This is a genomic window from Ruegeria sp. AM1, assembly GCF_056540745.1.
In genome coordinates this window covers 85127-107135 of the sequence record NZ_JBQFXH010000007.1, presented here as the reverse complement: position 1 = coordinate 107135, position 22009 = coordinate 85127, and the positions used below count along the sequence as shown (strand labels likewise).

25 protein-coding genes are annotated in these 22009 nt (G+C 59.9%); 12 read left to right on the top strand and 13 right to left on the bottom strand.

Annotation, left to right across the window (positions count from 1 at the left end; translation table 11 throughout):
* The first annotated feature begins 10 nt into the window (after positions 1 to 10).
* Positions 11 to 2062, top strand: a complete 2052-nt coding sequence (locus ACR0I7_RS14825) for a molybdopterin-binding protein (RefSeq protein ID WP_480512431.1) — start codon at positions 11 to 13, stop codon at positions 2060 to 2062.
* Positions 2059 to 2652, top strand: a complete 594-nt coding sequence (locus tag ACR0I7_RS14820; RefSeq protein WP_480512340.1) for a GNAT family N-acetyltransferase — start codon at positions 2059 to 2061, stop codon at positions 2650 to 2652. Before ACR0I7_RS14825 ends, ACR0I7_RS14820 begins: the two co-directional genes overlap by 4 nt.
* On the opposite strand, the gene ACR0I7_RS14815 is transcribed toward ACR0I7_RS14820, so the two are convergent.
* From ACR0I7_RS14815 to ACR0I7_RS14805, 3 genes are all read right to left on the bottom strand, one after another.
* Positions 2649 to 3647 carry a hypothetical protein gene (locus tag ACR0I7_RS14815; RefSeq protein ID WP_480512338.1) on the bottom strand — a complete coding sequence of 333 codons (999 nt, stop codon included), beginning with the start codon at positions 3645 to 3647 and terminating at the stop codon, positions 2649 to 2651. The genes ACR0I7_RS14820 and ACR0I7_RS14815 overlap by 4 nt on opposite strands.
* Positions 3648 to 3662: 15 nt before the next feature.
* Positions 3663 to 4133 carry a transcription elongation factor GreA gene (greA, locus tag ACR0I7_RS14810; protein WP_480512337.1) on the bottom strand — a complete coding sequence of 157 codons (471 nt, stop codon included), beginning with the start codon at positions 4131 to 4133 and terminating at the stop codon, positions 3663 to 3665.
* A 234-nt stretch (positions 4134 to 4367) separates the two neighbouring features.
* A complete protein-coding gene (locus ACR0I7_RS14805) occupies positions 4368 to 4748 on the bottom strand; it encodes a VOC family protein (RefSeq protein ID WP_480512335.1) in 381 nt (126 codons plus the stop codon).
* Between the two features lie 88 nt (positions 4749 to 4836).
* Between ACR0I7_RS14805 and soxR the strand changes: the two genes are divergently transcribed.
* The 4 genes from soxR (at position 4837) to ACR0I7_RS14785 (ending at position 9698) form a co-directional block, all read left to right on the top strand.
* Positions 4837 to 5292: a redox-sensitive transcriptional activator SoxR gene (soxR, locus tag ACR0I7_RS14800; RefSeq protein ID WP_480512333.1), complete on the top strand. Its 456-nt coding sequence runs from the start codon at positions 4837 to 4839 to the stop codon at positions 5290 to 5292.
* A gap of 137 nt (positions 5293 to 5429) precedes the next feature.
* A complete protein-coding gene (locus ACR0I7_RS14795) occupies positions 5430 to 7076 on the top strand; it encodes an electron transfer flavoprotein-ubiquinone oxidoreductase (protein WP_480512331.1) in 1647 nt (548 codons plus the stop codon).
* 161 nt (positions 7077 to 7237) lie between these two features.
* Positions 7238 to 8893, top strand: a complete 1656-nt coding sequence (locus ACR0I7_RS14790) for a tetratricopeptide repeat protein (RefSeq protein ID WP_480512429.1) — start codon at positions 7238 to 7240, stop codon at positions 8891 to 8893.
* Entirely contained in the window at positions 8883 to 9698 is an 816-nt protein-coding gene (locus tag ACR0I7_RS14785; RefSeq protein WP_480512329.1) for a 4-(cytidine 5'-diphospho)-2-C-methyl-D-erythritol kinase, read from the top strand. The genes ACR0I7_RS14790 and ACR0I7_RS14785 overlap by 11 nt, the downstream gene beginning before the upstream one ends.
* On the opposite strand, the gene ACR0I7_RS14780 is transcribed toward ACR0I7_RS14785, so the two are convergent.
* Positions 9691 to 10689 carry a polyprenyl synthetase family protein gene (locus tag ACR0I7_RS14780; RefSeq protein ID WP_480512327.1) on the bottom strand — a complete coding sequence of 333 codons (999 nt, stop codon included), beginning with the start codon at positions 10687 to 10689 and terminating at the stop codon, positions 9691 to 9693. The two genes, ACR0I7_RS14785 and ACR0I7_RS14780, sit on opposite strands and share 8 nt — an antisense overlap.
* 56 nt (positions 10690 to 10745) lie before the next feature.
* Between ACR0I7_RS14780 and ACR0I7_RS14775 the strand changes: the two genes are divergently transcribed.
* From ACR0I7_RS14775 to ACR0I7_RS14765, 3 genes are all read left to right on the top strand, one after another.
* On the top strand, positions 10746 to 10961 hold the full coding sequence (locus ACR0I7_RS14775; protein ID WP_480512325.1) for a putative signal transducing protein: 216 nt from the start codon (positions 10746 to 10748) through the stop codon (positions 10959 to 10961).
* The gene (locus ACR0I7_RS14770; protein ID WP_480512324.1) at positions 10958 to 11728 is read left to right on the top strand and encodes a tRNA1(Val) (adenine(37)-N6)-methyltransferase; all 771 of its coding nucleotides are present in this window, start codon (positions 10958 to 10960) and stop codon (positions 11726 to 11728) included. Before ACR0I7_RS14775 ends, ACR0I7_RS14770 begins: the two co-directional genes overlap by 4 nt.
* Positions 11729 to 11851: 123 nt before the next feature.
* Positions 11852 to 12016, top strand: a complete 165-nt coding sequence (locus ACR0I7_RS14765; protein WP_480512322.1) for a YdcH family protein — start codon at positions 11852 to 11854, stop codon at positions 12014 to 12016.
* On the opposite strand, the gene yddG is transcribed toward ACR0I7_RS14765, so the two are convergent.
* The 9 genes from yddG to ACR0I7_RS14720 form a co-directional block, all read right to left on the bottom strand.
* Positions 12013 to 12879 (bottom strand): aromatic amino acid exporter YddG, encoded by an 867-nt coding sequence (yddG, locus tag ACR0I7_RS14760; protein ID WP_480512321.1) that lies wholly within the window; start codon positions 12877 to 12879, stop codon positions 12013 to 12015. The genes ACR0I7_RS14765 and yddG overlap by 4 nt on opposite strands.
* Positions 12872 to 13822 carry a transcriptional regulator GcvA gene (locus ACR0I7_RS14755; RefSeq protein ID WP_480512319.1) on the bottom strand — a complete coding sequence of 317 codons (951 nt, stop codon included), beginning with the start codon at positions 13820 to 13822 and terminating at the stop codon, positions 12872 to 12874. Before ACR0I7_RS14755 ends, yddG begins: the two co-directional genes overlap by 8 nt.
* Before the next feature lie 278 nt (positions 13823 to 14100).
* Entirely contained in the window at positions 14101 to 14340 is a 240-nt protein-coding gene (locus tag ACR0I7_RS14750) for a hypothetical protein (RefSeq protein WP_480512317.1), read from the bottom strand.
* 23 nt (positions 14341 to 14363) lie between these two features.
* Complete coding sequence (locus ACR0I7_RS14745) at positions 14364 to 15857, bottom strand: S8 family peptidase (RefSeq protein WP_480512315.1); 1494 nt, start codon at positions 15855 to 15857, stop codon at positions 14364 to 14366.
* Between the two features lie 149 nt (positions 15858 to 16006).
* Positions 16007 to 16729, bottom strand: coding sequence for an acetoacetyl-CoA reductase (gene phbB, locus ACR0I7_RS14740; RefSeq protein ID WP_480512313.1), 723 nt, complete (start codon positions 16727 to 16729; stop codon positions 16007 to 16009).
* A gap of 185 nt (positions 16730 to 16914) precedes the next feature.
* Positions 16915 to 18090, bottom strand: coding sequence for an acetyl-CoA C-acetyltransferase (locus ACR0I7_RS14735; protein ID WP_480512311.1), 1176 nt, complete (start codon positions 18088 to 18090; stop codon positions 16915 to 16917).
* Positions 18091 to 18287: 197 nt separating this feature from the next.
* Positions 18288 to 19121, bottom strand: a complete 834-nt coding sequence (locus ACR0I7_RS14730) for an EAL domain-containing protein (RefSeq protein WP_480512309.1) — start codon at positions 19119 to 19121, stop codon at positions 18288 to 18290.
* A gap of 88 nt (positions 19122 to 19209) precedes the next feature.
* Positions 19210 to 19401 carry a hypothetical protein gene (locus tag ACR0I7_RS14725; protein ID WP_480512307.1) on the bottom strand — a complete coding sequence of 64 codons (192 nt, stop codon included), beginning with the start codon at positions 19399 to 19401 and terminating at the stop codon, positions 19210 to 19212.
* A gap of 210 nt (positions 19402 to 19611) precedes the next feature.
* Complete coding sequence (locus tag ACR0I7_RS14720; RefSeq protein ID WP_480512305.1) at positions 19612 to 20178, bottom strand: TlpA disulfide reductase family protein; 567 nt, start codon at positions 20176 to 20178, stop codon at positions 19612 to 19614.
* A gap of 21 nt (positions 20179 to 20199) precedes the next feature.
* Between ACR0I7_RS14720 and argH the strand changes: the two genes are divergently transcribed.
* From argH to ACR0I7_RS14705, 3 genes are all read left to right on the top strand, one after another.
* Positions 20200 to 21588, top strand: a complete 1389-nt coding sequence (gene argH / locus ACR0I7_RS14715; RefSeq protein WP_480512303.1) for an argininosuccinate lyase — start codon at positions 20200 to 20202, stop codon at positions 21586 to 21588.
* The gene (locus ACR0I7_RS14710; protein WP_480512301.1) at positions 21588 to 21770 is read left to right on the top strand and encodes an argininosuccinate lyase; all 183 of its coding nucleotides are present in this window, start codon (positions 21588 to 21590) and stop codon (positions 21768 to 21770) included. Before argH ends, ACR0I7_RS14710 begins: the two co-directional genes overlap by 1 nt.
* Positions 21771 to 21846: 76 nt before the next feature.
* The gene (locus ACR0I7_RS14705) at positions 21847 to 22008 is read left to right on the top strand and encodes a hypothetical protein (protein ID WP_480512299.1); all 162 of its coding nucleotides are present in this window, start codon (positions 21847 to 21849) and stop codon (positions 22006 to 22008) included.
* Position 22009: the final 1 nt, after the last annotated feature.

Sequence of the window (22009 nt, the reverse complement as noted above, 5' to 3'; positions counted from 1 at the left end):
CAGCTTTGCGATGGTCGACTGGTCCAGCGGAAATGACACCGGTGCCCGCCCCCGCAAAGATGCGATCTGGGCCTGTGTGGTGCGCAGGGGTGCTGTGGAAGAACCTGAATATCTCAGGAACCGCGGAATCGCCGAGCTTTGGTTGCAGGACCTGATCGCCCGGGAACTGGCGGTGGGTCGCCGTTTGTGTCTGGGGTTCGATTTTCCTTTTGGGTACCCCAAGGGCTTTACCCGCGCGGTGACCGGATCCGACGATCCGTTGCAGCTGTGGGACTGGTTCGAGCGTCAGATTGAAGACAGCCCGCACCGCAACAATCGTTTTGACGTCGCCGGGACGCTCAATCGCCGGTTTGGAGGCAAAGGTCCGTTCTGGTTCAACGGCCTGAAACGAGAGATTGACGGCTTGCCTAAAAACAAGGCCGATTACCACAATCCGTTCCCCGACCGTCGCACCATTGAAACCACCCCTGCCGCCAAAGGCAGCTTTACCTGCTGGCAAATGGGCGGCACGGGTGCCGTTGGCGGGCAGGTTATGACCGGGCTGCCGGTTCTGGCGCGGCTGCGCCGCCGTCATGCCGGTGACATCGCTGTCTGGCCGTTCGAGTCGTTGGACAAACCCGTCGCCTTTGTTGAAATCTGGCCGTCGCTGAACCTTGGCAGAGCCCCCGAAGGCCAGATCAAGGATGCCTGGCAGGTGGAACAGGTTGCCCGAGGGCTCGCAGATATGTCAGATCAGGATCTGACGGCGTTGCTGGACATCAGCGCCGCAGAGGAGGGTTGGATTTTGGGCGTGCCACAGAACAAACCGGACATCGCGCCGCCGCCGTTGCGCAACGACTGCTTTGCCCTGCCTGCCGGGGTGAACTGGACGCCGGTTGACGACGCGCTGCATTTTCTGCGCGACCGGCTCCGGCCTGTCACCGGTGTCGAGATGGTCGCCTTGGGCAATGCGTCGGGCTGTATTCTGGCCGAGGATGTGACCGCCCAGCGTTCCAACCCGCCGCAACGCAACACCGCCGTGGATGGGTATGGCTTCGCGGTTGATATCCCCGAGGGCGCGCATGTCCTGCCGCTGCTCGGCGGGCGCGCGGCTGCGGGGGTACCGTTTGAGGGGCAGGTTCCCGACGGCCACGCCCTGCGCGTTCTGACGGGTGCGGCGCTGCCCGAAGGAGTTGATACTGTGATCCTCGAGGAGGACGTGACCGTTCAGGACGGCCACATCGCCTTTCACGGGCCGCTGAAGCGTGGTGCCAACACACGGCGCGCGGGCGAGGATGTTGCCGCAGGCCAGACCGCGCTTGTTGCAGGTCGCCGGTTGACCCCGGCAGATTTGGCGTTGCTGTCCGCAATTGGGATATCCGAGGTTCCGGTGCGCAAACCCCTGCGCGTAGCGGTTCTGTCTACCGGCGATGAACTGGTCGAGCCGGGTGCCCCGGCGGCGCCTAGTCAGATATATGACGCGAACCGGCCCATGTTGTCGTCGCTGATCGACCGGATGGGGTTTCAGGCGTTGGATATGGGTCGTGTACCCGATGACCGCGCAGCTTTGCAGGCCTGTCTGGATCAGGCTGCCGCGCAAGCCGATGTTATCCTGACCAGCGGCGGCGCATCTGCCGGGGATGAGGATCACGTGTCCGCCCTGCTGCGCGCAGCGGGTGCGATGCAGGAATGGCGGATTGCCCTGAAACCCGGTCGCCCGCTGGCGCTGGGCATGTGGCAGGAAACTCCGGTCTTTGGGCTGCCCGGCAATCCGGTGGCCGCAATGGTCTGCACGCTGATCTTTGCGCGCCCCGCATTGGGTCTGATGGCTGGCGAAGGCTGGAACATTCCGCAAGGTTTTGATCTGCCTGCCGCCTTTGAAAAACGCAAGAAACCGGGCCGCCGCGAATATCTGCGCGCCCGCGTTCGGGATGGCCGGGCCGAGGTCTTCGGTTCGGAAGGATCAGGACGCATCAGTGGCCTCAGCTGGGCTGAAGGGCTGGTTGAAGTCGGGGACGGGGCCTGCCACATCAAACCGGGCGATCCGGTGCGGTTCATCCCTTATGGAAGCTTTGGATTATGACGGTCATCATATCCCGCGGGTTTGACGATCACGAGAGACCACAGGCGGCGCGCCTGTTCTGGCAGGCGTTTTCCGGCAAGCTGGCCAAGATCATGGGACCGGATGATCGGGGCATCAGCTTTTTTGAGCGCACGCTGAACCCGGATTTTGCGTTGGTGGCCCGCGATGACGCCGGACACATGCTGGGGCTGGCCGGGTATAAGACCAGCTCGGGCGGGTTTGCCGGTGGCGAGATGCGCGATCTGGCGCGCGTCTATGGCTGGTTCGGCGGCCTCTGGCGCGGGCTGATCCTGAGTGTGCTGGAGCGTAACCTGCAGCCCGGTGTCTTTCAGATGGATGGCATTCTTGTCGCCGCAGAGGCGCGCGGGCAGGGGGTTGGCACCGCCCTGCTGTCTGCCATCAAGCAAGAGGCCGCGCAGGCCGAGATGACCGAAGTGCAGCTGGACGTGATCAACACCAATCCCCGTGCCCGTGCACTGTACGAGCGCGAGGGGTTTCAGGTGGTCAGTGAAGAAGAGACCGGGCCGTTCAGACATCTGTTCGGCTTCGATACCGCCACGCGGATGCGCTGGCCGGTACCGAAAAGTTAGTCGAACGTCCCCGCCACACGCCCGACCAGCATAAAGGCGCGGGCTGTGCGTGTCTCGCTCAGCGCGGCCAGATCGGCGTCGCTGGCTTCGGGTTCGAATGCGATGATCATATTGTCGAACCGGCGCAGGAAATGATGCGCCGCGTCGCGGAAAATCGGATCCTGCTTCATCCGCGCCGCCGTCAGCGCCAGCGATGAGCGGTCGCGAATACCGCCAAGAGCCGCCACTTCGCGTCCGCGCGCGCCTTGGGCAAACTGCCGCCAAATCTCGGGTCGTGCCATATCGGGGCGCAGGTCATCCATATAGATGCCCTCCTGGCTGAGCAGCGTCAGCACATCCTGCGACGCCTGCACCAGCTGCGCGGTCTGTCGGTCCTTTAATGCCTGCCGCAAGGCGTCAAAACCGCGGGCATCTTCAGCCGTCTCGGGAAAGTTCAGCGCGCGGATAAAGACTTCTTTGGTCAGCGGGGGCGTGATCTCTTCGGCAGAGGTACCCAGCTCCAGCGAGGTCTGATCGCCCGACGCAGCGGTCTGCAGCGGCATCCGTGCGGGCTCGGTCCGTTTGGTAGAAAACGTGGCCAGCGCGGATTCGGTGTTTTTGGTCGTCTCGGCAATCTCGTCCAGCTTCTTGCTGACTGTTGGCTCATAGGTGCTGGCGGCGCGCTGTTGCTGGGTGACGTAAGTATTGCGGATGGCATCGATCGCCGTCTGCAGACGGGCGCTTTCTTCGCGCATGATCCGGCTGGTGCGCATCGCCGTGGCTGCGACCCAGATCATGGCAACCGGCATAAAGACGGCCAGCAGCGTCACGACAAACCCACCGGCCTGTCTGGGACCGGGAAGCACCAGATACACAAACGCCACCAGCAGCCAGATCAGGCTCAGCCCGATGGCCACGATCTCAACGATAGTCACAGCCGATCTGCCCGGGCGATCATAGATGCCCAGCGAGGTCGGACGCTCCTCGGTTTCCTGGTCAGGTGTTTGCCCCGACATACGCGATGCTCCGGATCAGGAGTACTGGATGCTCAAAATCTCGTAAGATCGCACGCCGCCGGGGGTGCGCACCTCGACACTGTCGCCTTCGTCTTTGCCGATCAGGGCGCGGGCGATGGGCGATTTGATGTTCAGCAGGCCGTTTTCGATATTGGCCTCGTATTCGCCGACGATCTGCCAGGTCTTTTCCTCGTCGGTATCTTCGTCCACCAGCGTGACCTTGGCACCGAATTTGATGGCGCCGGTCAGCTTGGCCGGGTCGATGACATCCGCCAGAGACAGGATACCTTCCAGCTCTTTGATGCGGCCTTCGATAAAGCCCTGCTTTTCGCGGGCCGAATGATATTCGGCGTTCTCTTTCAGGTCACCAAGCTCACGCGCTGAAGCGATGGCTTCGATAATCGCCGGGCGCTCAACGGATTTGAGGTTCTTCAGTTCCGCCTCGAGCGCGGCATTGCCCGCAGGCGTCATTGGAATTTTTTCCATTCTCTTGTCGTCCACGCATAAATTGAGTCGCCCCGCCGCACTAAAGCGTCGGGGCGACAGATGGGTTGACCAATACCTGACCCAAATGATGCGCGAATTGCAAGAGGGCAGCCGCGCCTTGTGATCAAACTCGCAATTTAGCGCCGCCGCTTTGACGCGGGCGGGTGCCGGTGGCGCTTACCCAGCAATTCGCCGCGTCGCCAGCGGTGTGCTTCATGCCCCAGCCAGAGCATTTCAATCATACTGAACCACCTCAAATTCGATGCCGTTGTCATCTTCGAAATAGAACCGGCGGCCCGGCTCGTAGTCTGCATGATTGTGCGGCTCGAACCCGGCTTCGCGCACCTTGGCTTCGGTGGCGTCGATATCTTCGACCAGAACGCCGACGTGGTTCAGACCCCCGACAATGTCATAGCTGCTTTCGCCCGCAGGTCTGGGATCACTGGGGGCGTAAAGCGCCAGATAGGTATGGGCACTGCCGACATGCACGGTATAGCCGTCGGCAATGGCCGGCCCTTCCCACCGGGTTTTCCAGCCGAATACCTTTTGCATCCAGTCCGCCGATGCCTTGGGGTCACGCACGGTGAAGTTGGTATGTTCCAAAGTCGCCATCATGGGGTCTCCTTTCCAGATAAGGCTTGTTTCGACTCACCGTAATTTCTAAACCTAACTTTAGGTCAAGAGATTATTTCATGAGGTCGAAATGCCTGTATCCGAGGGTCTGTCCATCGGCGCGCTGGCGCGGCGCACCGGGTTGGCAGTGTCTGCAATCCGCTACTACGAAACACAGGGGCTGATCACGCCGTGGCGAAATTCGGGCGGCCAGCGGCGGTATCAAAGGGCTGACATAAGGCGGCTGAGCTTTGTCATGATCGCGCAGCAATTTGGCCTGACCCTGCCTGAAATCCGCGAGGTTTTGTCGAGCTTGCCGGGCAGCCGCACGCCGACCCCGAAGGACTGGAAAGACATCAGCAAGCGCCTGCGCAGCCATCTGGATCAGCGAATCGATACGCTGATCCGATTGCGGGACAATCTGGATGGCTGCATCGGCTGTGGCTGTCTGAGCCTGCCAAAATGCGCGCTTTATAACCCCGATGATCGGGCTAAATCTCACGGAAATGGGCCAAGATACCTGTTGGGCGACGCACCAGAGACCTGAACTGGCGCATTGATGCTAAATTACGCCGTGTTTCGATTGACCAAGGTCTTGGCAAACAGGTAATCAGCCGTGAAACAAAATTGCGCAGACCATGCAATGAGAGCGCCAATTCGGAAAAGTTAGCTAAGGAGCCCGCGATGGCCGAGATTGAACGCGAAGCGATGGAGTATGACGTTGTGATCGTGGGTGCAGGCCCCGCAGGTCTGTCAGCGGCCATCCGTCTGAAACAGCTCGACGCCGACCTGAACGTTGTTGTGCTGGAAAAGGGTTCCGAAGTGGGCGCGCACATCCTGTCGGGCGCGGTACTGGACCCCTGCGGTCTGGATGCGCTGATCCCGGATTGGAAAGAAAAAGGCGCGCCGCTGAACACGCCGGTCATCGAAGATAATTTCTATATGCTGGGTGAGGCGGGCAAAATCCGCATCCCCAATTTCCCAATGCCGCCGCTGATGAACAACCACGGCAATTACATCGTCTCGATGGGCAATGTTTGCCGCTGGATGGCCGAACAGGCCGAAGAGCTGGGCGTGGAAATCTTCCCCGGCATGGCCTGTTCCGAGCTGGTCTATGGCGAGAATGGCGAGGTCAAAGGCGTGGTCGCGGGTGTCTTTGGTCTGGAGCCCGATGGTTCTTATGGTCCGCAAACCGAGCCGGGGATGGAGCTGCACGGCAAATATGTCTTCCTGTCGGAAGGTGTGCGTGGCTCACTGTCCAAGGAAGTGATTGCCAAATACGACCTGTCTGCTGGTAAAGAGCCGCAGAAATACGGCGTCGGCATGAAAGAGATCTGGGAGATCGATCCCGAAAAGCACAAAGAAGGCAGCGTTACGCACACGATGGGCTGGCCTTTGGGCAGCAACGCAGGTGGCGGGTCCTTCATCTATCACCTTGAGAACAATCAGGTCTATGTCGGCTTTGTGGTTCACCTGAACTACAGGAACCCGCACCTGTATCCTTACATGGAGTTCCAGCGCTTCAAGCATCACCCGGTTGTGGCTGACCTGCTGAAAGGCGGCAAGCGCGTGGCCTACGGGGCCCGTGCGATCACCGAAGGCGGGTATCAGTCGATGCCAAAACTGGTGGCACCTGGCGTGGCACTGCTGGGCTGTTCGGCGGGTATGGTCAACGTGCCGCGCATCAAAGGCAACCACAACGCCATGCTGTCGGGCAAGGCCGCAGCCGAGGCCGCCTATGACGCGATCAAGGCCGAACGGTCGGGTGACGAGCTGTCCGACTACGAAACCGAAGTGCGCAACGGCGCCATCGGCGCAGACCTGAAGAAGGTCCGCAACGTCAAGCCGCTGTGGTCGAAATATGGTCTGACTGCCAGCTTGATGCTGGGTGGCATGGATATGTGGACCAACACGCTGGGCTTTTCGTTGCTGGGCACACTGGGCCATGGCAAAAACGATGCGGAAGCGACTGAGGATGCCAGCAAGCATCAGCCGATCGACTATCCAAAACCCGATGGCACACTGTCCTTTGACCGCCTGACCAACGTGTCCTTTGCGATGACCAATCACGAGGAAAGCCAGCCTTGCCATCTGAAGCTGACCGACCCGGACATCCCGGTAAAGGTCAACCTGCCCAAGTTCGACGAACCGGCGCAGCGTTATTGCCCGGCGGGTGTGTACGAGATGGTCGAAGATGAAGAGGGTCCGCGATTCGTGATCAACTTCCAGAACTGCGTCCATTGCAAAACCTGCGATATCAAGGATCCGAGCCAGAACATCACCTGGACCACGCCGCAGGGAGGCGACGGCCCGAACTATCCCAATATGTAGGCAAAAACACGGGCAATGGCGGCGTCGTGAAGGCTCTGCCATTGCCTCTTTCGAACCAAAGCCCTAGCTTATTGTGCAGTCAACAACAGCAGGGCAGGATTTTGGTGGCTTCTCTGGTTCGTCGCGCAGCACTGGCTGTGTTGTTCACCTCTTCATTTGCAATGCCGGCGCTTTCGGACGGCGGTTTGGGATCGTATCTGGCAGGCCGTCAGGCCATCTATGAAAGCGATTATGCAGCTGCAGCCCGGTATTACGCACAGGCGCTGAAATCTGATCCAAAGAATGAAAAGCTGCTGGAAAGCGTTCTTCTGTCCCGTCTAGCGCTGGGACAGGTCGCGGATGCATGGCCTATCGCAAAGACGATGGAAGAAGATGGCTTGGACAGTCAGGCTGCCAAGATGGTCATTGCTGCAAATCTCGCCGCCTCCGGACAATTGGATGAGCTGCTCGCGCGTGATCCCGAAACGCAGGGCGTTGGCCCTCTGGTCGATGGCCTGATAGCTGCTTGGGCCTACATCGCGCAGGGCGAAATGACCAAGGCGATGGAGCAGTTTGACAAGGTTTCGACCGAAGAAGGCTCGCGGGAGTTTTCGCTTATTCACAAGGCCCTGGCGTTGGCGTCGATCGGTGATTTCGAAGGGGCTGAAGAGATTTTCCAGTCCAATGACGGTATTTTGGCACGGTTTTCGCGCAGAACCGCCCTGGCGCGAGCCGAAGTTCTGTCACAGCTGGACCGCAACGAAGACGCCTTGCAGTTCCTTGATGAGGTCTTCGCCGCCGGAAATGATCCCGCAATAGAAGGCTATGTCAGCCGTCTGACGGCGGGCGAGACCCTGCCATTTACCCATGTCGGTTCGGCACAGGATGGCATGGCCGAGGTCTTTTTCTCAATCGGCACCGCCCTGAACACAGAAGCGTCGCCTGACTATGTCCTGCTCTATTCTCGCATCGCGGCCTTCTTGAGGCCCGATCATCATGATGCAATACTGCTCAACGCGGAATTGCTGGAGACGCTGCAGCAATATGATCTGGCGGTCGAGGCCTATCGCTCGGTTCCGCCCGAAAGCCCAGATTACCACGCGGCCGAGTTGGGTCGGGCAGAGGTGCTTGGCCAGTCCGGCAAGAACGATGCCGCGGTTGAGGTGTTGCAAAACCTTGCAACGCTGCAACCTGGCTTGCCCGCGGTACATGTGGCGCTGGCCGATCTGCATCGCCAGCAGGAAGACTATGCCGCCGCCGTGACCTCGTATGAAACGGCGATTGAGCTGATCGAAGAAACATCCGGCGGCAACTGGTTCCTGCACTATGCGCGCGGGATTTCATTCGAGCGTCTAAAGAACTGGGATCAGGCAGAATCCGATTTCCGCCGGGCACTGGAACTGAATCCGGATCAGCCGCAGGTTCTCAACTATCTGGGTTATTCTCTGGTTGAACGGCGCGAAAAGCTGGACGAGGCGCTTGATATGATCGAACGCGCCGTCGCAGCGCGCCCTGACAGCGGTTATATCGTCGACAGTCTTGGCTGGGTTCTGTTCCGGCTGGGCCGCTATGATCAGGCGGTTGGACATATGGAGCGCGCGGTCGAACTGCTGCCAGTTGACCCGGTGGTGAACGACCACCTGGGCGACGTCTACTGGGCGGTTGGCCGCGAGCGCGAGGCCGAGTTCCAGTGGAAACGTGCCCTGTCCTTTATCGACCCCGAAGATACCGATGGTGAAGCCGATCCTGACCGCATCCGCCGCAAGCTTGAGGTGGGTCTGGATGCCCTGCTGTCCGAGGAAGGTGCAGAACCGCTGAAGGTCGCAAATGGCAACTAAGGTTTTTGCGCCAGCCAAGATCAATCTGACTCTGCATGTGACCGGCCAGCGCGCCGATGGCTATCACCTGCTGGATTCGCTGGTGGTGTTTTCGGATGTCGGGGATACGTTGACCTTTCGTCCTGGCGCGAGCCTGTCGATGGCTGTGACAGGTGAGCATGCTGCAGGGGTTCCCATCGACCACCGCAATCTGGTCTGGCAAGCGGCTGAGGCCGCTGGCTGGACCGGACACATCGCACTGGACAAGGTCCTGCCGCATGGTGCCGGGATCGGTGGCGGCTCATCGGATGCTGCTGCAACCCTGCGCGCACGGTCGGCGCAGGCTGTACCTGCTGAAACGGCGCTGGCCTTGGGGGCGGATGTTCCGGTTTGTATGAAGGCACAGGCAACCCGAATGCGCGGTATCGGTGATCAGCTGTCGCCTGTGGCATTGCCCCCTCTGTCTGCGCTGCTGGTCAATCCGGGCGTTGCAGTGCCCACTGCGTCGGTGTTCACGTCGCTGGCCAGTCGGGACAATCCGGCCATGCCCGAAGATATCCCTGCATTCGCAACGGCTGAGGCCTGCGCGGCCTGGCTGATCGATCAGCGCAACGATCTTGAACCACCGGCAACCACCGTCGCGCCAGAAATCGAAACCTTACTGAATGAACTCCGTCAGACCCGCCAATCCACGCTGGTCCGCATGTCGGGCTCGGGCTCAACCTGCTTTGCGCTCTATCCAACAATGAAAGACGCGCAGTTCGCGGCCTATGAGATTGGCGCGGCCCATCCCGACTGGTGGTGCCGCGCAACCTTGCTCAGTTGAGGCGCGACACCACATAATCGGCCAGATCGCGCAGCAAGCTGCGCAGCTCGTGATCCGGTAGAACCTCGAGTGCGTCTTTGGCTTTGGTGGCCCAGCCCAACGCATCCTGGCGGGTTTCGTCGAGCGTGGCGTATTTGTGCATCAGGCTGAGCGCATGATCCAGATCACCATCCTGCTGGCGGCCCTTTTCAATTGTCCGCTCCCAGAAAGCGCGCTCTTCGGGCGTTGCCTGCGCCACGGCCTTGATCACCGGCAGGGTCAGCTTGCGCTCGCGGAAATCGTCGCCGACATTCTTGCCAGTTGCCTTGCTGTCGCCCTGATAATCCAGCAGGTCGTCGGCAATCTGAAACGCGATACCCAGCGCATCGCCATAGTCGAACAGCGCGCGCACCTGCGCCTCGGTAGCGCCCGCAATAACACCGCCCACTTCGGTTGCGGCTGAAAACAGAGCGGCGGTTTTGCCGCGCACAACCTGCAGGTAGACGCTTTCATCCGTGCGCAGATCGGTGGCTGCGGTCATCTGCAGCACCTCACCCTCGGCAATCGTGGCCGAGGCGTTGGCGAGGATATCCAGAACCCGCAACGACCCAGTTTCAACCATCAACTGGAAGCTGCGCGAAAACAGATAATCGCCCACCAGAACGCTGGATTTGTTGTCCCACAGCAGGTTCGCCGTGGGGCGCCCGCGCCGCTGGGCGCTTTCGTCGACAACATCGTCGTGCAGCAGGGTGGCGGTGTGAATGAACTCGACCGTGGCCGCGAGGCGGACATGGTGATCGCCGGAATAGCCAAACAGCCGCGCTGCCGCCAGCGTCAGCATCGGGCGCAGGCGCTTGCCGCCTGCCTCGACCAGATGTGCCGTCACCTCGGGAATGCGCGGGGCGTGCTCTGACGCCATACGCGTGCGGATCAGCTCGTTCACGGCGTCCATTTCACCGGCCAGAATCTCGGCCAGTCGCTCATGCGGTTTCGAGATCGTGCTGATATTCATCACACTCCTGATACAAGGCTCGACTTCCGTCCCGCCTTGCCCTTACATCCATCCCCATGAAAGAACTTTTGCGCAGCACCGATCCCACCGTCCTGGCCTTTGCAACCGCTCTCCTTGAAGGCGAGGATATAGACTGCTTTCAGATGGACGTAAATATGAGCATCCTCGAAGGCGGCATCGGAATCTTCCCAAGGCGGCTGATGGTCCGGACCGAAGACCTGACCCGCGCCGAACGTGTCATGCACGACAACGAAATCCCACTGGGCAGATGAGCGGGTTTTCCGACAGCCAACTGACCTGCAATGATTTTCTGGGCGGTCGTGTCCGCCTATGGCAACCAGCCACGGGTTACCGCGCCGGGGTCGATCCGGTGTTTCTGGCGGCGTCTGTGCCTGCATCCCCCGGTCAGTCTGTGCTGGAGCTTGGCTGCGGGGCAGGGGCTGCGGCTTTGTGCCTCGCAGCGCGTGTACAAGACCTCCGTCTGACGGGGATCGAGCTGCAGACGCCCTACGCTAAACTGGCGCGCAAAAATGGGGCCGAGAATGACGCTGAGCTTCAGGTTTTCGAGGCTGATCTGGCCAATCTGCCCACTGAATTGAAGCAGCAGCAATTTGACCATGTCATCGCCAATCCACCCTACTATCGCCCCGCCGCGCACAGCCCGGCCGAAGACCCGGGGCGGCGTATCGCGCTTGGCGAAGAGACGCCTTTAGAAGTCTGGATCGACACCGCCACGAAACGCCTGACCCCACGTGGCTATCTGCACATGATCCAGCGCGTTGACCGTTTGCCGGATATGCTGTCCGCTTGTTCGGGGCGGTTGGGATCGGTGGAGATCCTGCCCCTTGCACCGCGTATCGGTAAGGCGGCGCAATTGCTGATCCTGCGTGCCCGTAAAGGGGGGCGGGCTGATTTCAAACTGCACGCGCCGTTGATTTTGCACGAAGGCGCGCGCCATTTGCGCGACGCAGAATCATACACAGCCGACGTGGCCAATATCCTGCGCGATGGCCAAGCACTTCCCTGGCCCGCAGCCTGATCGGCAATGACCAGCCGAAATTGTCGGATTTATATCGGATTCTGTGCGTCTGCGGCGTGACAGGGTGGAAACGATGTGATCAACTTCCTACGTGAGACTTATACATCGAGAAGGAGGATCGCCATGAGCGTGAGCGCACATCTGACGGAACTGAAGAAGAAGCACGAAAACCTCAGTCTTGAAGTAGAACATGCCCAGCGCTCGCCCGGCATCGATGATCTCCACATCGCTCAGTTGAAGAAACAGAAACTGAAGCTCAAGGAAGAGATCGAACGCCTTTCAGCCTAAGATTTCGCACTGGCACGTGCGGCAATGACCGCGCCGCCGGTGATAAACAAGGCCGCGATCGCCAGTGTCCATGAGGGCGCAGCGATCCCGGCCAATACCAGAACAAGCGTAGACAGCAACGGTGCCGCATATGAGCTGGTGCCAAGCATCTGAATATCTCCACGCTTGACCCCTATATCCCAGACATAAAACGCAAGCCCAACCGGCCCCAGCCCCAGGGCTAGAGCCGATCCCCAAGCGATTGGCGTTGCGGGCCAGACGGTGTCTTCCAGTGCAAAATGCAGCCCCCAAGACGCGAGTGCGGTTAGCACGCAGAAGATCGCAACCGAACTGGTTGGCGTTTCCCCCAACCGGCGCGACAGCACCGAATAGCCCGACCATGTCAGCGCACAAAGCAGCGCCAGCGCATAGCCGGGCAGGTGGGTGCTCTGGAACCCGGCGCTGCCACCTCCGCTGATGATCAGCGCGGCACCTGCAAAGGCAAGACAGGCGCCAATCAGGTGCCCTGCACGCAAGTTCTCACCCGGCAGTAGCCCCGAAAACAGGACAATCAGCAACGGCCAGAGATAGGCGATCAGGCCCGCTTCGGCTGCAGGGGCCATGCGCAGCGCCGAGAAATAGAGCGCGTGATATCCAAACAAGCCAACCGTGCCGAACAGGTATATTTTCCAGCTGACCCAGCGCAGCTGGCCCAGATCGCCCGTAACAATAGTCCAGGCAAGACCCAGCGCCCCGCCGATGCTGAAGCAGATCGCATTCAGCAACAAAGGAGGCGTCGGCGCTGAGCCAACAGTGAACAGCGCCAGCAAGGCCCACAGAAGGACAGCAACAAATCCAATCGCAGTGGCGCGTGTCTTAGTCATGTTGTGGGAGATTCTTGACCGGGATGATATCAATCTCACCCCAGATATTTGCGGTTTTCTCTATTTCTGCCAGATACCAATCGCGAAACGCAGCGATCTGCGGCAGGGTTTCCCGCCCCGGCAAGCACAGGAATGAAAACCGCGCGTCTGTTTCAATTGCGATTTTGAACGGCGTTACCAGACGGCCCTCCAGCACATCCTTGATCAGCAGCGGGCGCCGCCCCAGCAATACGCCGACCCCGGCACAGGCCGCATCAATCGAGTGTTCGACATTCGAGAACTGCATGCCGTGCGGTTCGAACCCATGAATTCCGACCGCCCGGAACCATGCCGGCCAGTCGCAGGGCGGCTGAAGAAAGCTGTCATAGTCGTTGATAACCAGCGGCGCATCGACAAGGCTTTCGGGGGTCGGAAACTGCTCGGCCAGGGCCGGGGTCATTGCGGGGGTCAGCCACTCCTTGCGCGCATGTACGGCATAGAGGTTATCATAGTCCTGATAACCAAAACGGATCGCGACATCGGCGTCATCCCGATGCAGATCAACCATCTGGATTGAGGTTGAAATGCGCAGATTGATATCAGGAAAGGCCTTGGCAAAGTCATACAGCCTTGGGGCCAGCCATTTTGCCGTCAGCGCCGGACCAGCCGCCACCGTAAGCGTCGTGTTATCCTGCAACCTGCGTGTTTTGGTCCAGGCTGTCTGTAGGGCGCTGAATCCTTCTGCCGCGCCTGGGGCGAGTGTTCGCCCCGCTTCAGTCAGCTCGACAGCCCTGTTTAAGCGCCGGAACAGCGGTTGGCCTAGATGCTCTTCCAGGGATTTGATCTGAAAGGATAGCGCCGCCGGGGTGACGTTCAATTCATCCGCAGCCTTGGCAAAGGACATATGACGCGCGGCAGCGTCAAAGGCGCGCAGGGCTGTCAGAGGGGGCAGGCGGTCACTCATGTCGATTAAGAATTTCTAAAGTGAGCTGGGAAAAACTCTCGTTTGTGCCTTTTGAAAACAACAGGCATCTTAAAGGCAAGTCAAGTTCACCTTTATCAAAAAGGGAAAACCCATGATCGAGATGACAACAAACCCCGCTGTCCACCGCGCCTTTCTTCGCGCCCATGTCGAGCGCGGCAGAGCCATCAGAAATATCTGGAAATGGCTGACCGGTTCCCGCTGAACGCAGCGCGCGCGTTCTTACGGGATATCGGGGCCGACCTTTCAGGGGTCGGCCCCTATTTTATGTCCTGCGGCTTCTTTGACAGGTCGTGCAGAATAACGGGTTCGATCACACAAGATGCCCCCAGTTGCTCTCGGACCGCTGCCACCGCATCTGGCGTGGCAGAGATCACCAAACGCCCGAACGGGCCCGGTTTTACATTGCTCACGCCAGACACGGCCGATAGTTGACGCGCCAGATCGTCCGGGTCAGGCCCGGTCTGGTTCCTGCGCAAAGCGACCACGTAGTCTGTCATTTTCGCTCCTGTTTCGGGTGCCCTTAGTCGCGCGGCATCCCATGTCCCTGAAAACTTGGATCAAGGCCGATTGGAATGCAAATCTGGTTCAGGATATGCCGCGCCATATTGGTGCGGTGGATGTTTCTGGGCAGCACCATGTAGGCCGCGCTCTTGGCAAGCACCCGCGCCAGCGCGCCGCAAGCCACGGGCGTCGCCATCGAGGTACCGTCCAGCGCCGCATAAGGGGCCACGAATCCATTGCGTTCAGGCACCGTCGCGATGATCCCGACGCCGGGTGAGATTGCATCAATCTCGGGTCCGAAATTCGAGAACCGCGCCAGAAAGAACCCATCCAGACCAATTTTTGATGGCTCCTGCGGCATCTGATTGCCCGAGAGTGAATTTGACGGGGCGGTGCCGATTTTACCAGCGGCCGAGATCGCCACGGTTTCCGGCAGGGCGGCCGGAAAGTTCACCGGCGGGCCGCCATCATTGGCCGCCGCACACAGGCACAGCGTCCCGCGTTCAGCGGCATCCTGCACCGCGTCCTGCACCAGGTCGGATTTGACCGGGGCCCCCAAGCTCATGTTGATCAGGTCCGCGCCGGCGCGGCTGAGATGATCGATGGCGTTGGCGATGTCGATATTGGCAGCGCCCGATCCGGGCGGGAACACCCGTGCAGAATGCAGATCAACGCCCGGAGCAATACCGGAATGCTCCCGTTCTGCACCCGGACGTCCGCCGATACTGCCGGCAACATGCGAGCCATGCACATCAACATCTGCGCCGCCTGCAGGGTTGTGCTGGTTGTCGATAAATGCGCCATGATCGGTGCCCGTCAGATGCGGATGCGGGCCAAAGCCCGTGTCGATCACGCCGACTGTCACCCCGTCACCGGCATCTGCGGCAAAGCTGTCAACGCCCACTGCGCGGTGCCACCAGTCAATCCTGCGATTGCCGGGCAGCCGGTCGCAAACCACCGTGGTTCTCGGGCCCGTCACCGCCGCCTGCCGCGCCCAAAAGCCTTCATAGGGGCTGACTATGCAGGCCAGCGGCTGCAGCGAAGGCACGACGTCGAACACCGCCCGCCCGCCCGTGTCGGTCTCGCTTTCGACGCGCACGACCTCGCCATTCACTTCGCGCAGGAACAGCGCAACCGTTGCAAAGGGCAGGGCTTGGCCGCCGCCCCGGACCTCGATCTCGAACAGATTGCCGACGCCCGCAGTGTGCGACAGGTCGATCAGCGGGACATTGACGCCAGCAAACAGGCTGCGCGCGCCGTCAACGCGGTCATGGATGATCAGCGGCTCGACGATGACGTCTTCGGTGCTTGAGGCTGCAAGGGCCTGCATCTCACCTTCGGTGCCCTCCATGATTACGCTGCGGCGCGCCAGATCGTCCGGCGGCGTAAGGTCCGTCAGCATGTGGGTGGCACCCATCGGCATCGCCAGCGCAGCGCTCAGGGCCTGACGGGATGCAATCTTGTCTTGCTCGCGAAATTTACCGGCACGACGGTTGGACATCACAAATTTCATTTCAAATCCTCCCTGCTAAAATAAGGGTAAGGATAGCACAAAATCGTGAGAAATGGGCGGGGCGAGTGGTCGTTTGGCGCAAGTGCCAGTGCCCTGAAATGCAAAAGCGCCCGCCAATTCAGGCGGGCGCTTGCCGTAAGTTGCCAGGGTTACGCGAAAAATTGCGCGCCATTGGCCGAGATGGTCGAGCCGTTGATGAACTGAGAATCGTCCGAGGCCAGGAAGGCCACGCAGCGCGCGATCTCTTCAGGCTCGCCCAAACGGCCCGCCGGGATCTGGCCGATGATCGACTCACGCACCTTTTCCGGCACTGCCATCACCATTTCAGTTGCGATATAGCCGGGGCAGATGGCGTTGGCGGTGATACCGGCACGCGCGCCTTCCTGCGCGAGCGATTTCACGATGCCCAGATCGCCCGCCTTGGTCGCGGCATAGTTCACCTGCGCGAACTGGCCTTTCTGACCGTTGATCGAGCTGATCACGATCACGCGGCCAAACTTGCGCTCGCGCATGCCGGGCCAGACAGGGTGCACAGTGTTGAACACGCCGGTCAGGTTGGTGTCGATCACTTGATGCCACTGTTCGGGTGTCATCTTGTGGAAGGGCGCATCGCGGGTGATGCCTGCATTGGCGACGACGATGTCGATGGGGCCAACCTCGGCTTCGACCTTCTCGATACCCGCCTTTGATTCGTCGTAGTCGGCGACGTTCCATTTATAGGTCGCAATGCCCGTCTCTTCGGTGAACTTTGCCGCAGCTTCGTCGTTCCCCGCATAGGTGGCTGCTACGTTATACCCTTCGGCCTTAAGCGCCTTGGAAATTGCTGCGCCGATGCCGCGGGAACCACCGGTTACGAGTGCTGTACGTGCCATTTAGGAATCCTCCAAATTTAGTCGCCTTGGTAATGCTGTTACTCTGAGAGATACGGATGCGCAATATTGTTTCGCTGCGATTTTCGATTTCAACAGGTCAAAATCGTCGCATCTCAGAGCTATCGTTTATTTGTAACAAAAAAGGGCGCCCGTCTGGCGCCCTTTTTCAGTCATTGTCCATACACTTAGTCGCGCTCCACACACAGTGCCACGCCCATGCCGCCACCGATGCACAGCGTCGCCAGACCTTTCTTGGCGTCGCGACGCTTCATTTCAAAGAGCAGCGTGTTCAGAACGCGGCAGCCGGATGCGCCGATCGGGTGGCCGATGGCAATCGCGCCGCCGTTCACGTTCACGATCGACGGATCCCAGCCCATGTCCTTGTTCACGGCGCAGGCCTGTGCGGCAAAGGCTTCGTTGGCCTCAACCAGATCCAGATCATCAACCGACCAGCCCGCTTTCTCCAGCGCTTTGCGTGACGCGTAGATCGGGCCAACGCCCATGATCGACGGGTCCAGACCCGCGGTTGCGTAAGAGGCGATGCGAGCCAGAGGCTCGATACCGCGCTTTTCGGCGTTCTCAGCCGACATCAGCAGCGTGGCCGCCGCACCGTCGTTCAGGCCCGAGGCGTTGGCCGCTGTAACCGAGCCATCCTTGGTGAAGGCCGGGCGCAGTTTGGCCATGGCTTCCATGGTCGCGCCGTGGCGGATGTATTCGTCTTTGTCCATCACGATGTCGCCCTTGCGGGTCTTGATGGTGAAGGGCACGATCTCTTCGGCGAATTTGCCTGCGTTCTGCGCGGCCTCAGCTTTGTTTTGCGAGGCAACAGCGAATTCGTCCTGCATGTCACGGCTGATCTGCCACTTCTCGGCGACGTTCTCGGCGGTCTGACCCATGTGATAGCCATTGAAGGCATCCCAAAGACCATCGCGGATCATCGTGTCGATATACTTCATGTCGCCCATCTTGTGACCAGCACGCAGATTGGCGGCATGGGGGGACAGGGTCATGTTTTCCTGGCCACCAGCAGCAACGATATCCGCATCACCCAGCTGGATATGCTGAGCGCCCAAGGCAACAGCGCGCAGGCCCGAGCCGCAAACCTGGTTGATGCCCCAGGCTGCGCTTTCTTGTGGCAGACCTGCGTTGATATGCGCCTGACGCGCCGGGTTCTGACCTTGGGCGGCCGTCAGAACCTGACCCATGATGGTCTCGCTTACCTCGCCCTTTTCGACGCCGGCGCGCTCCACTACGGCTTCTAGAACCGCAGCGCCCAGATCATGTGCGGGGGTGTTCGCGAACGAACCGCTAAAGCTGCCGACACCTGTACGTGCGGCGGATGCGATTACTACGTTGGTCATACAGTCATTCCTTTACCGTCATGGTCCTGTGGGAATCTGACGGCGCAGGTCGCGGAGAAGTACTCTCCCAGTTGTACAAGAGCGCCTCATGATCCCCCGCTCAAGCCCTTCCTGCCATAGCGTAATGCTGCACTTGCAGCAACGGACAGCTTGTCTCAGCTTCGTGAGCGGCAAAGAACCGCGTCTGGAGGGTGCATTTAACTTGCTGTTTTTGATTGTTTTTCCATCTTCCACGGCGGTGTTACTGAAGGAGCGCCAAACAGAAAGCCCTGCAGACAGTCAACGCCGTTTGCCACCAGAAACTCGGCATCCTGCCTGTCTTCGACCGATTCGGCGGTTACCAGCATTTCGAACTCGCGGGCCGCGGCGATTAACGCCCGGACCAGTGCCTGATTGTCCGGATTGCTGCTGATCCCGCGGATGAACTGCCCATCAATCTTGGCGGCATCGAACAGAAATTCACGAAAATGGCGAAAGCCAAAATTGCTGGCGCCAAAGTCGTCTAGTGCAAAGGCGATTCCCCGGTCCTGCAGGCGATCCATGAAATCGACCACCAGTTCCGGCACCTGCAAGGCAGAGCTTTCCGAGATCTCTAGAATCAGCCGTTCACCGATGCTGGCATCCCGTTTCAGGAACCGGTCCAGCACGCGGGACCAGCGCCCAAACCCGATAGAGCGCGCAGACATGTTGATTGACAGGCGGATATCGGGGGTGCGCGACAGCGTGCGCAGGCCCAGTTCCAGCGCGACGCAATCCAGCTCCCTGCCAATCGGCGTGTGTTCGACCTGAGGCATGAATTCGCGGGCCGGAATCACTCGCCCTGTTTCATCAAGCACGCGAATGAAGCCTTCATAAAAGGCGATCCCATGCGGCGGGTTGGATTGCACCACCGATTGAAACGCCAGCTTGCATTGCTTGTGCTTCACCGCCTCGGTCGCCATCTGCACGATCGAATGATCCCGCCCCGCCAAGGCCGAATTCAAAGGACTGTCTGCGCCTTCGGGCAGATCGGAAAGTTTCTTGTCCCGCATATGAAGTGTCACCCCAGGTGTTGCCGAAATGGGTTCGGCTACAGTTTCAGGGCAAACAGGTGAATCTGAGGTTAAGGACCGTCGGGTTTCAGCGGGCCGACTGCCACGCATGTGCCCATGAGGCGACCGCGCCAAACACCGCACCCAGAATGCCTGTGAACACCATGGCAAATCCCAGTGCGACAAGAACGGAAGGTACGCTGCTGATCAGGGCGGCTAACATGGCGATCACCAGACCCAGAAGGCCGATAGCGGTTGAAACAGTTGTCAGTCGTGACATCTCGGCCTCCGGGAAAATCGTACGCATCACATCACCCCGATATGGAGCCGCCAGCCGGTTTTTCAAGCAACCCGGTGCCGCATCCGGCATGATCCGGTCGGTTCTGCCGCTTTCTTGAGCGATTTTGCGTCAAGCTGCTTGAAACCGGGCGTCCCGCGATCTTTTGGATGCCCGGACGACAGCGCCGGGTTCGATGAATGTCGCGGCGGCTTAGCTCTCGGCACCCACCAAGGTCGCGATGATAGCCTTGGCACTGTCCGAGTTCCATTCGGCGTCACCAATCAGCCGGGCGATCTCGCGGCCCTCGGGGTCGAGGATGACGGTGATCGGCAGAGCGATCACACCGAATTCGCGCGCCGCGGACTGGCCCTGATCCTGATGGCGGGGCAGGTTGTGGATGTCGTTCTCGGCAAAGAACTTCTTGATGCCGGCGGGCGAGTTGCGGCCGGTTGCGAGCGTCAGAACCTGGAATTTATCGCCGCCGAACTCCTCCTGCAGCTCTGCGATTTGCGGCATTTCCTTTCTGCAAGGGGCGCACCAGGTGGCCCAGAAGTTCAGCAGAACGTATTTGCCCGCATAATCCTCGAGCGTGCCAACGCCTCCGTCGTCTTCCAACTGGAATTCGATTGTCTTGGCGGCTTTCGGCTCCTTGTGCAGAATCAACCGTTTCAGCGTGCCGTCGCGCAGCGGGCCCAGAGTCTCGGCATCCGTGGCCAAAGCCGCGTTTGCACCCAGCGCGAGGGCCATATAAAGGGGGATCAGACGAAATAGGCGCATATCAACTCCGGGTTTTCTTACATGACCGATCAATCCTCGAACCAGATGTGGGGCGGCCGCTTTGCCGCCGGTCCAGACGCGATCATGGAGGCTATCAATGCCTCGATCGGGTTCGATCAGCGGATGGCAGCCCAGGACATTGCAGGCTCGCGCGCCCATGCCGCCATGCTGGCGGCCACAGGCGTTATAACTGATAATGATGCGCAGGCTATTCGGGAAGGGCTGCTCACCGTTTTGTCAGAAATCCAGAACGGAGAATTTCAGTTCTCGACCGCGCTGGAAGACATTCACATGAATGTCGAGGCGCGACTGAAAGAGGTGATAGGTGAGCCTGCAGGCCGTTTGCACACGGGCCGGTCGCGAAATGACCAGGTTGCGACCGATTTCAAACTCTGGGTTCGCGATCAGTTGGACGCCGCCGAGACGGGCCTGCTGGCCCTGATCCGCGCGCTTTTGGCGCAGGCTGAGGTCGGAGCGGATTGGGTCATGCCCGGTTTCACCCATCTGCAAACCGCGCAGCCGGTAACATGGGGCCACCACATGATGGCTTATGTCGAGATGTTTGGCCGTGATCTTTCCCGCGTCCGCGATGCCCGCGCTCGGATGAATGAATCCCCGCTTGGCGCAGCCGCACTGGCCGGAACCTCCTTCCCAATCGACCGCCACATGACGGCTGAGGCGCTGGGCTTCGACCGCCCCGCCGCGAACTCGCTGGATGCTGTCAGTGACCGCGATTTCGCGCTAGAGTTCCTGTCGACCGCCTCAATCTGCGCCATGCATCTGTCGCGCTTTGCCGAAGAGCTGGTGATCTGGTCCTCGGCCCAGTTCCGCTTTGTCACGCTGTCTGATCGCTTCTCAACCGGCTCATCGATCATGCCGCAAAAAAAGAACCCCGATGCCGCCGAACTGATCCGTGCCAAGGTGGGCCGCATATACGGTGCCAACACCGCGTTGATGATGGTGATGAAGGGCTTGCCGCTGGCCTATTCCAAGGACATGCAGGAAGACAAGGAACAGGTCTTCGACGCCGCCGACAACTGGATGCTGGCGCTGGCCGCGATGGAGGGGATGGTCAAAGACATGACTGCCAACCGCGAGAGCCTTGCCACCGCCGCCGGGTCGGGCTTTTCAACCGCGACAGACCTTGCTGACTGGCTGGTCCGCGTGTTGGGGCTGCCATTCCGTGATGCGCACCATGTGACCGGGTCACTGGTGGCGATGGCCGAAACCAAGGGTTGCGATCTGCCAGACCTGACGCTGGAAGATATGCAATCGGTCCACACAGACATTACTGATGATGTCTATTCTGTTCTTACCGTCGAAAACTCGGTAAGTTCGCGCCAGTCTTATGGCGGCACGGCACCGGATCAGGTGCGGGCCCAGATCAAGCGATGGAAGGCGCTGGTGTGATGCGGATACTGCGTGTGGTGCTTTTGATCTCAGCCGGAGCGGTTCTGGCCGGATGTGGTGCGGATGGCGAACCGATCCAACCCACGATGAGCGCCAATGTCGGCGTCGGCAGCAGCGGTACCTATGGCGGCGTTGGCGTTGGTCTACGTCGCGGAGGTCTGGGCGTTTACCTCGGCCTCTGAGAAATTCATTTGCAAATAGGGGTTTTCACACCCATTTGCTCATGATGATCCGCCTCGTCTTTAAGAAGAGATACACATGAAACTCATCGCTCTTGCCCTGTCGCTTGCCGCGCTTGCCGCCTGCGAGCCGTCTTCGGGGCCAAGACCCGAGCCAAGGCCTGAACCAAGCGCTTCATCCGGCGGGTCCGGCATCTCGGTTTCTGGTTACGGTCGGGTCGGTGTTTCGACACGTCTGTGAT

What these genes read in the sequence shown, in the direction of transcription:
- ACR0I7_RS14825 (WP_480512431.1), top strand. Translation starts at nt 11, where the DNA reads ATGGTCGACTGGTCCAGCGGAAATGACACCGGTGCCCGCCCCCGCAAA.
- ACR0I7_RS14820 (WP_480512340.1), top strand. Translation starts at nt 2,059, where the DNA reads ATGACGGTCATCATATCCCGCGGGTTTGACGATCACGAGAGACCACAG.
- ACR0I7_RS14815 (WP_480512338.1), bottom strand. Translation starts at nt 3,647, where the DNA reads ATGTCGGGGCAAACACCTGACCAGGAAACCGAGGAGCGTCCGACCTCG.
- greA (WP_480512337.1), bottom strand. Translation starts at nt 4,133, where the DNA reads ATGGAAAAAATTCCAATGACGCCTGCGGGCAATGCCGCGCTCGAGGCG.
- ACR0I7_RS14805 (WP_480512335.1), bottom strand. Translation starts at nt 4,748, where the DNA reads ATGATGGCGACTTTGGAACATACCAACTTCACCGTGCGTGACCCCAAG.
- soxR (WP_480512333.1), top strand. Translation starts at nt 4,837, where the DNA reads ATGCCTGTATCCGAGGGTCTGTCCATCGGCGCGCTGGCGCGGCGCACC.
- ACR0I7_RS14795 (WP_480512331.1), top strand. Translation starts at nt 5,430, where the DNA reads ATGGCCGAGATTGAACGCGAAGCGATGGAGTATGACGTTGTGATCGTG.
- ACR0I7_RS14790 (WP_480512429.1), top strand. Translation starts at nt 7,238, where the DNA reads ATGCCGGCGCTTTCGGACGGCGGTTTGGGATCGTATCTGGCAGGCCGT.
- ACR0I7_RS14785 (WP_480512329.1), top strand. Translation starts at nt 8,883, where the DNA reads ATGGCAACTAAGGTTTTTGCGCCAGCCAAGATCAATCTGACTCTGCAT.
- ACR0I7_RS14780 (WP_480512327.1), bottom strand. Translation starts at nt 10,689, where the DNA reads ATGAATATCAGCACGATCTCGAAACCGCATGAGCGACTGGCCGAGATT.
- ACR0I7_RS14775 (WP_480512325.1), top strand. Translation starts at nt 10,746, where the DNA reads ATGAAAGAACTTTTGCGCAGCACCGATCCCACCGTCCTGGCCTTTGCA.
- ACR0I7_RS14770 (WP_480512324.1), top strand. Translation starts at nt 10,958, where the DNA reads ATGAGCGGGTTTTCCGACAGCCAACTGACCTGCAATGATTTTCTGGGC.
- ACR0I7_RS14765 (WP_480512322.1), top strand. Translation starts at nt 11,852, where the DNA reads ATGAGCGTGAGCGCACATCTGACGGAACTGAAGAAGAAGCACGAAAAC.
- yddG (WP_480512321.1), bottom strand. Translation starts at nt 12,879, where the DNA reads ATGACTAAGACACGCGCCACTGCGATTGGATTTGTTGCTGTCCTTCTG.
- ACR0I7_RS14755 (WP_480512319.1), bottom strand. Translation starts at nt 13,822, where the DNA reads ATGAGTGACCGCCTGCCCCCTCTGACAGCCCTGCGCGCCTTTGACGCT.
- ACR0I7_RS14750 (WP_480512317.1), bottom strand. Translation starts at nt 14,340, where the DNA reads ATGACAGACTACGTGGTCGCTTTGCGCAGGAACCAGACCGGGCCTGAC.
- ACR0I7_RS14745 (WP_480512315.1), bottom strand. Translation starts at nt 15,857, where the DNA reads ATGAAATTTGTGATGTCCAACCGTCGTGCCGGTAAATTTCGCGAGCAA.
- phbB (WP_480512313.1), bottom strand. Translation starts at nt 16,729, where the DNA reads ATGGCACGTACAGCACTCGTAACCGGTGGTTCCCGCGGCATCGGCGCA.
- ACR0I7_RS14735 (WP_480512311.1), bottom strand. Translation starts at nt 18,090, where the DNA reads ATGACCAACGTAGTAATCGCATCCGCCGCACGTACAGGTGTCGGCAGC.
- ACR0I7_RS14730 (WP_480512309.1), bottom strand. Translation starts at nt 19,121, where the DNA reads ATGCGGGACAAGAAACTTTCCGATCTGCCCGAAGGCGCAGACAGTCCT.
- ACR0I7_RS14725 (WP_480512307.1), bottom strand. Translation starts at nt 19,401, where the DNA reads ATGTCACGACTGACAACTGTTTCAACCGCTATCGGCCTTCTGGGTCTG.
- ACR0I7_RS14720 (WP_480512305.1), bottom strand. Translation starts at nt 20,178, where the DNA reads ATGCGCCTATTTCGTCTGATCCCCCTTTATATGGCCCTCGCGCTGGGT.
- argH (WP_480512303.1), top strand. Translation starts at nt 20,200, where the DNA reads ATGACCGATCAATCCTCGAACCAGATGTGGGGCGGCCGCTTTGCCGCC.
- ACR0I7_RS14710 (WP_480512301.1), top strand. Translation starts at nt 21,588, where the DNA reads ATGCGGATACTGCGTGTGGTGCTTTTGATCTCAGCCGGAGCGGTTCTG.
- ACR0I7_RS14705 (WP_480512299.1), top strand. Translation starts at nt 21,847, where the DNA reads ATGAAACTCATCGCTCTTGCCCTGTCGCTTGCCGCGCTTGCCGCCTGC.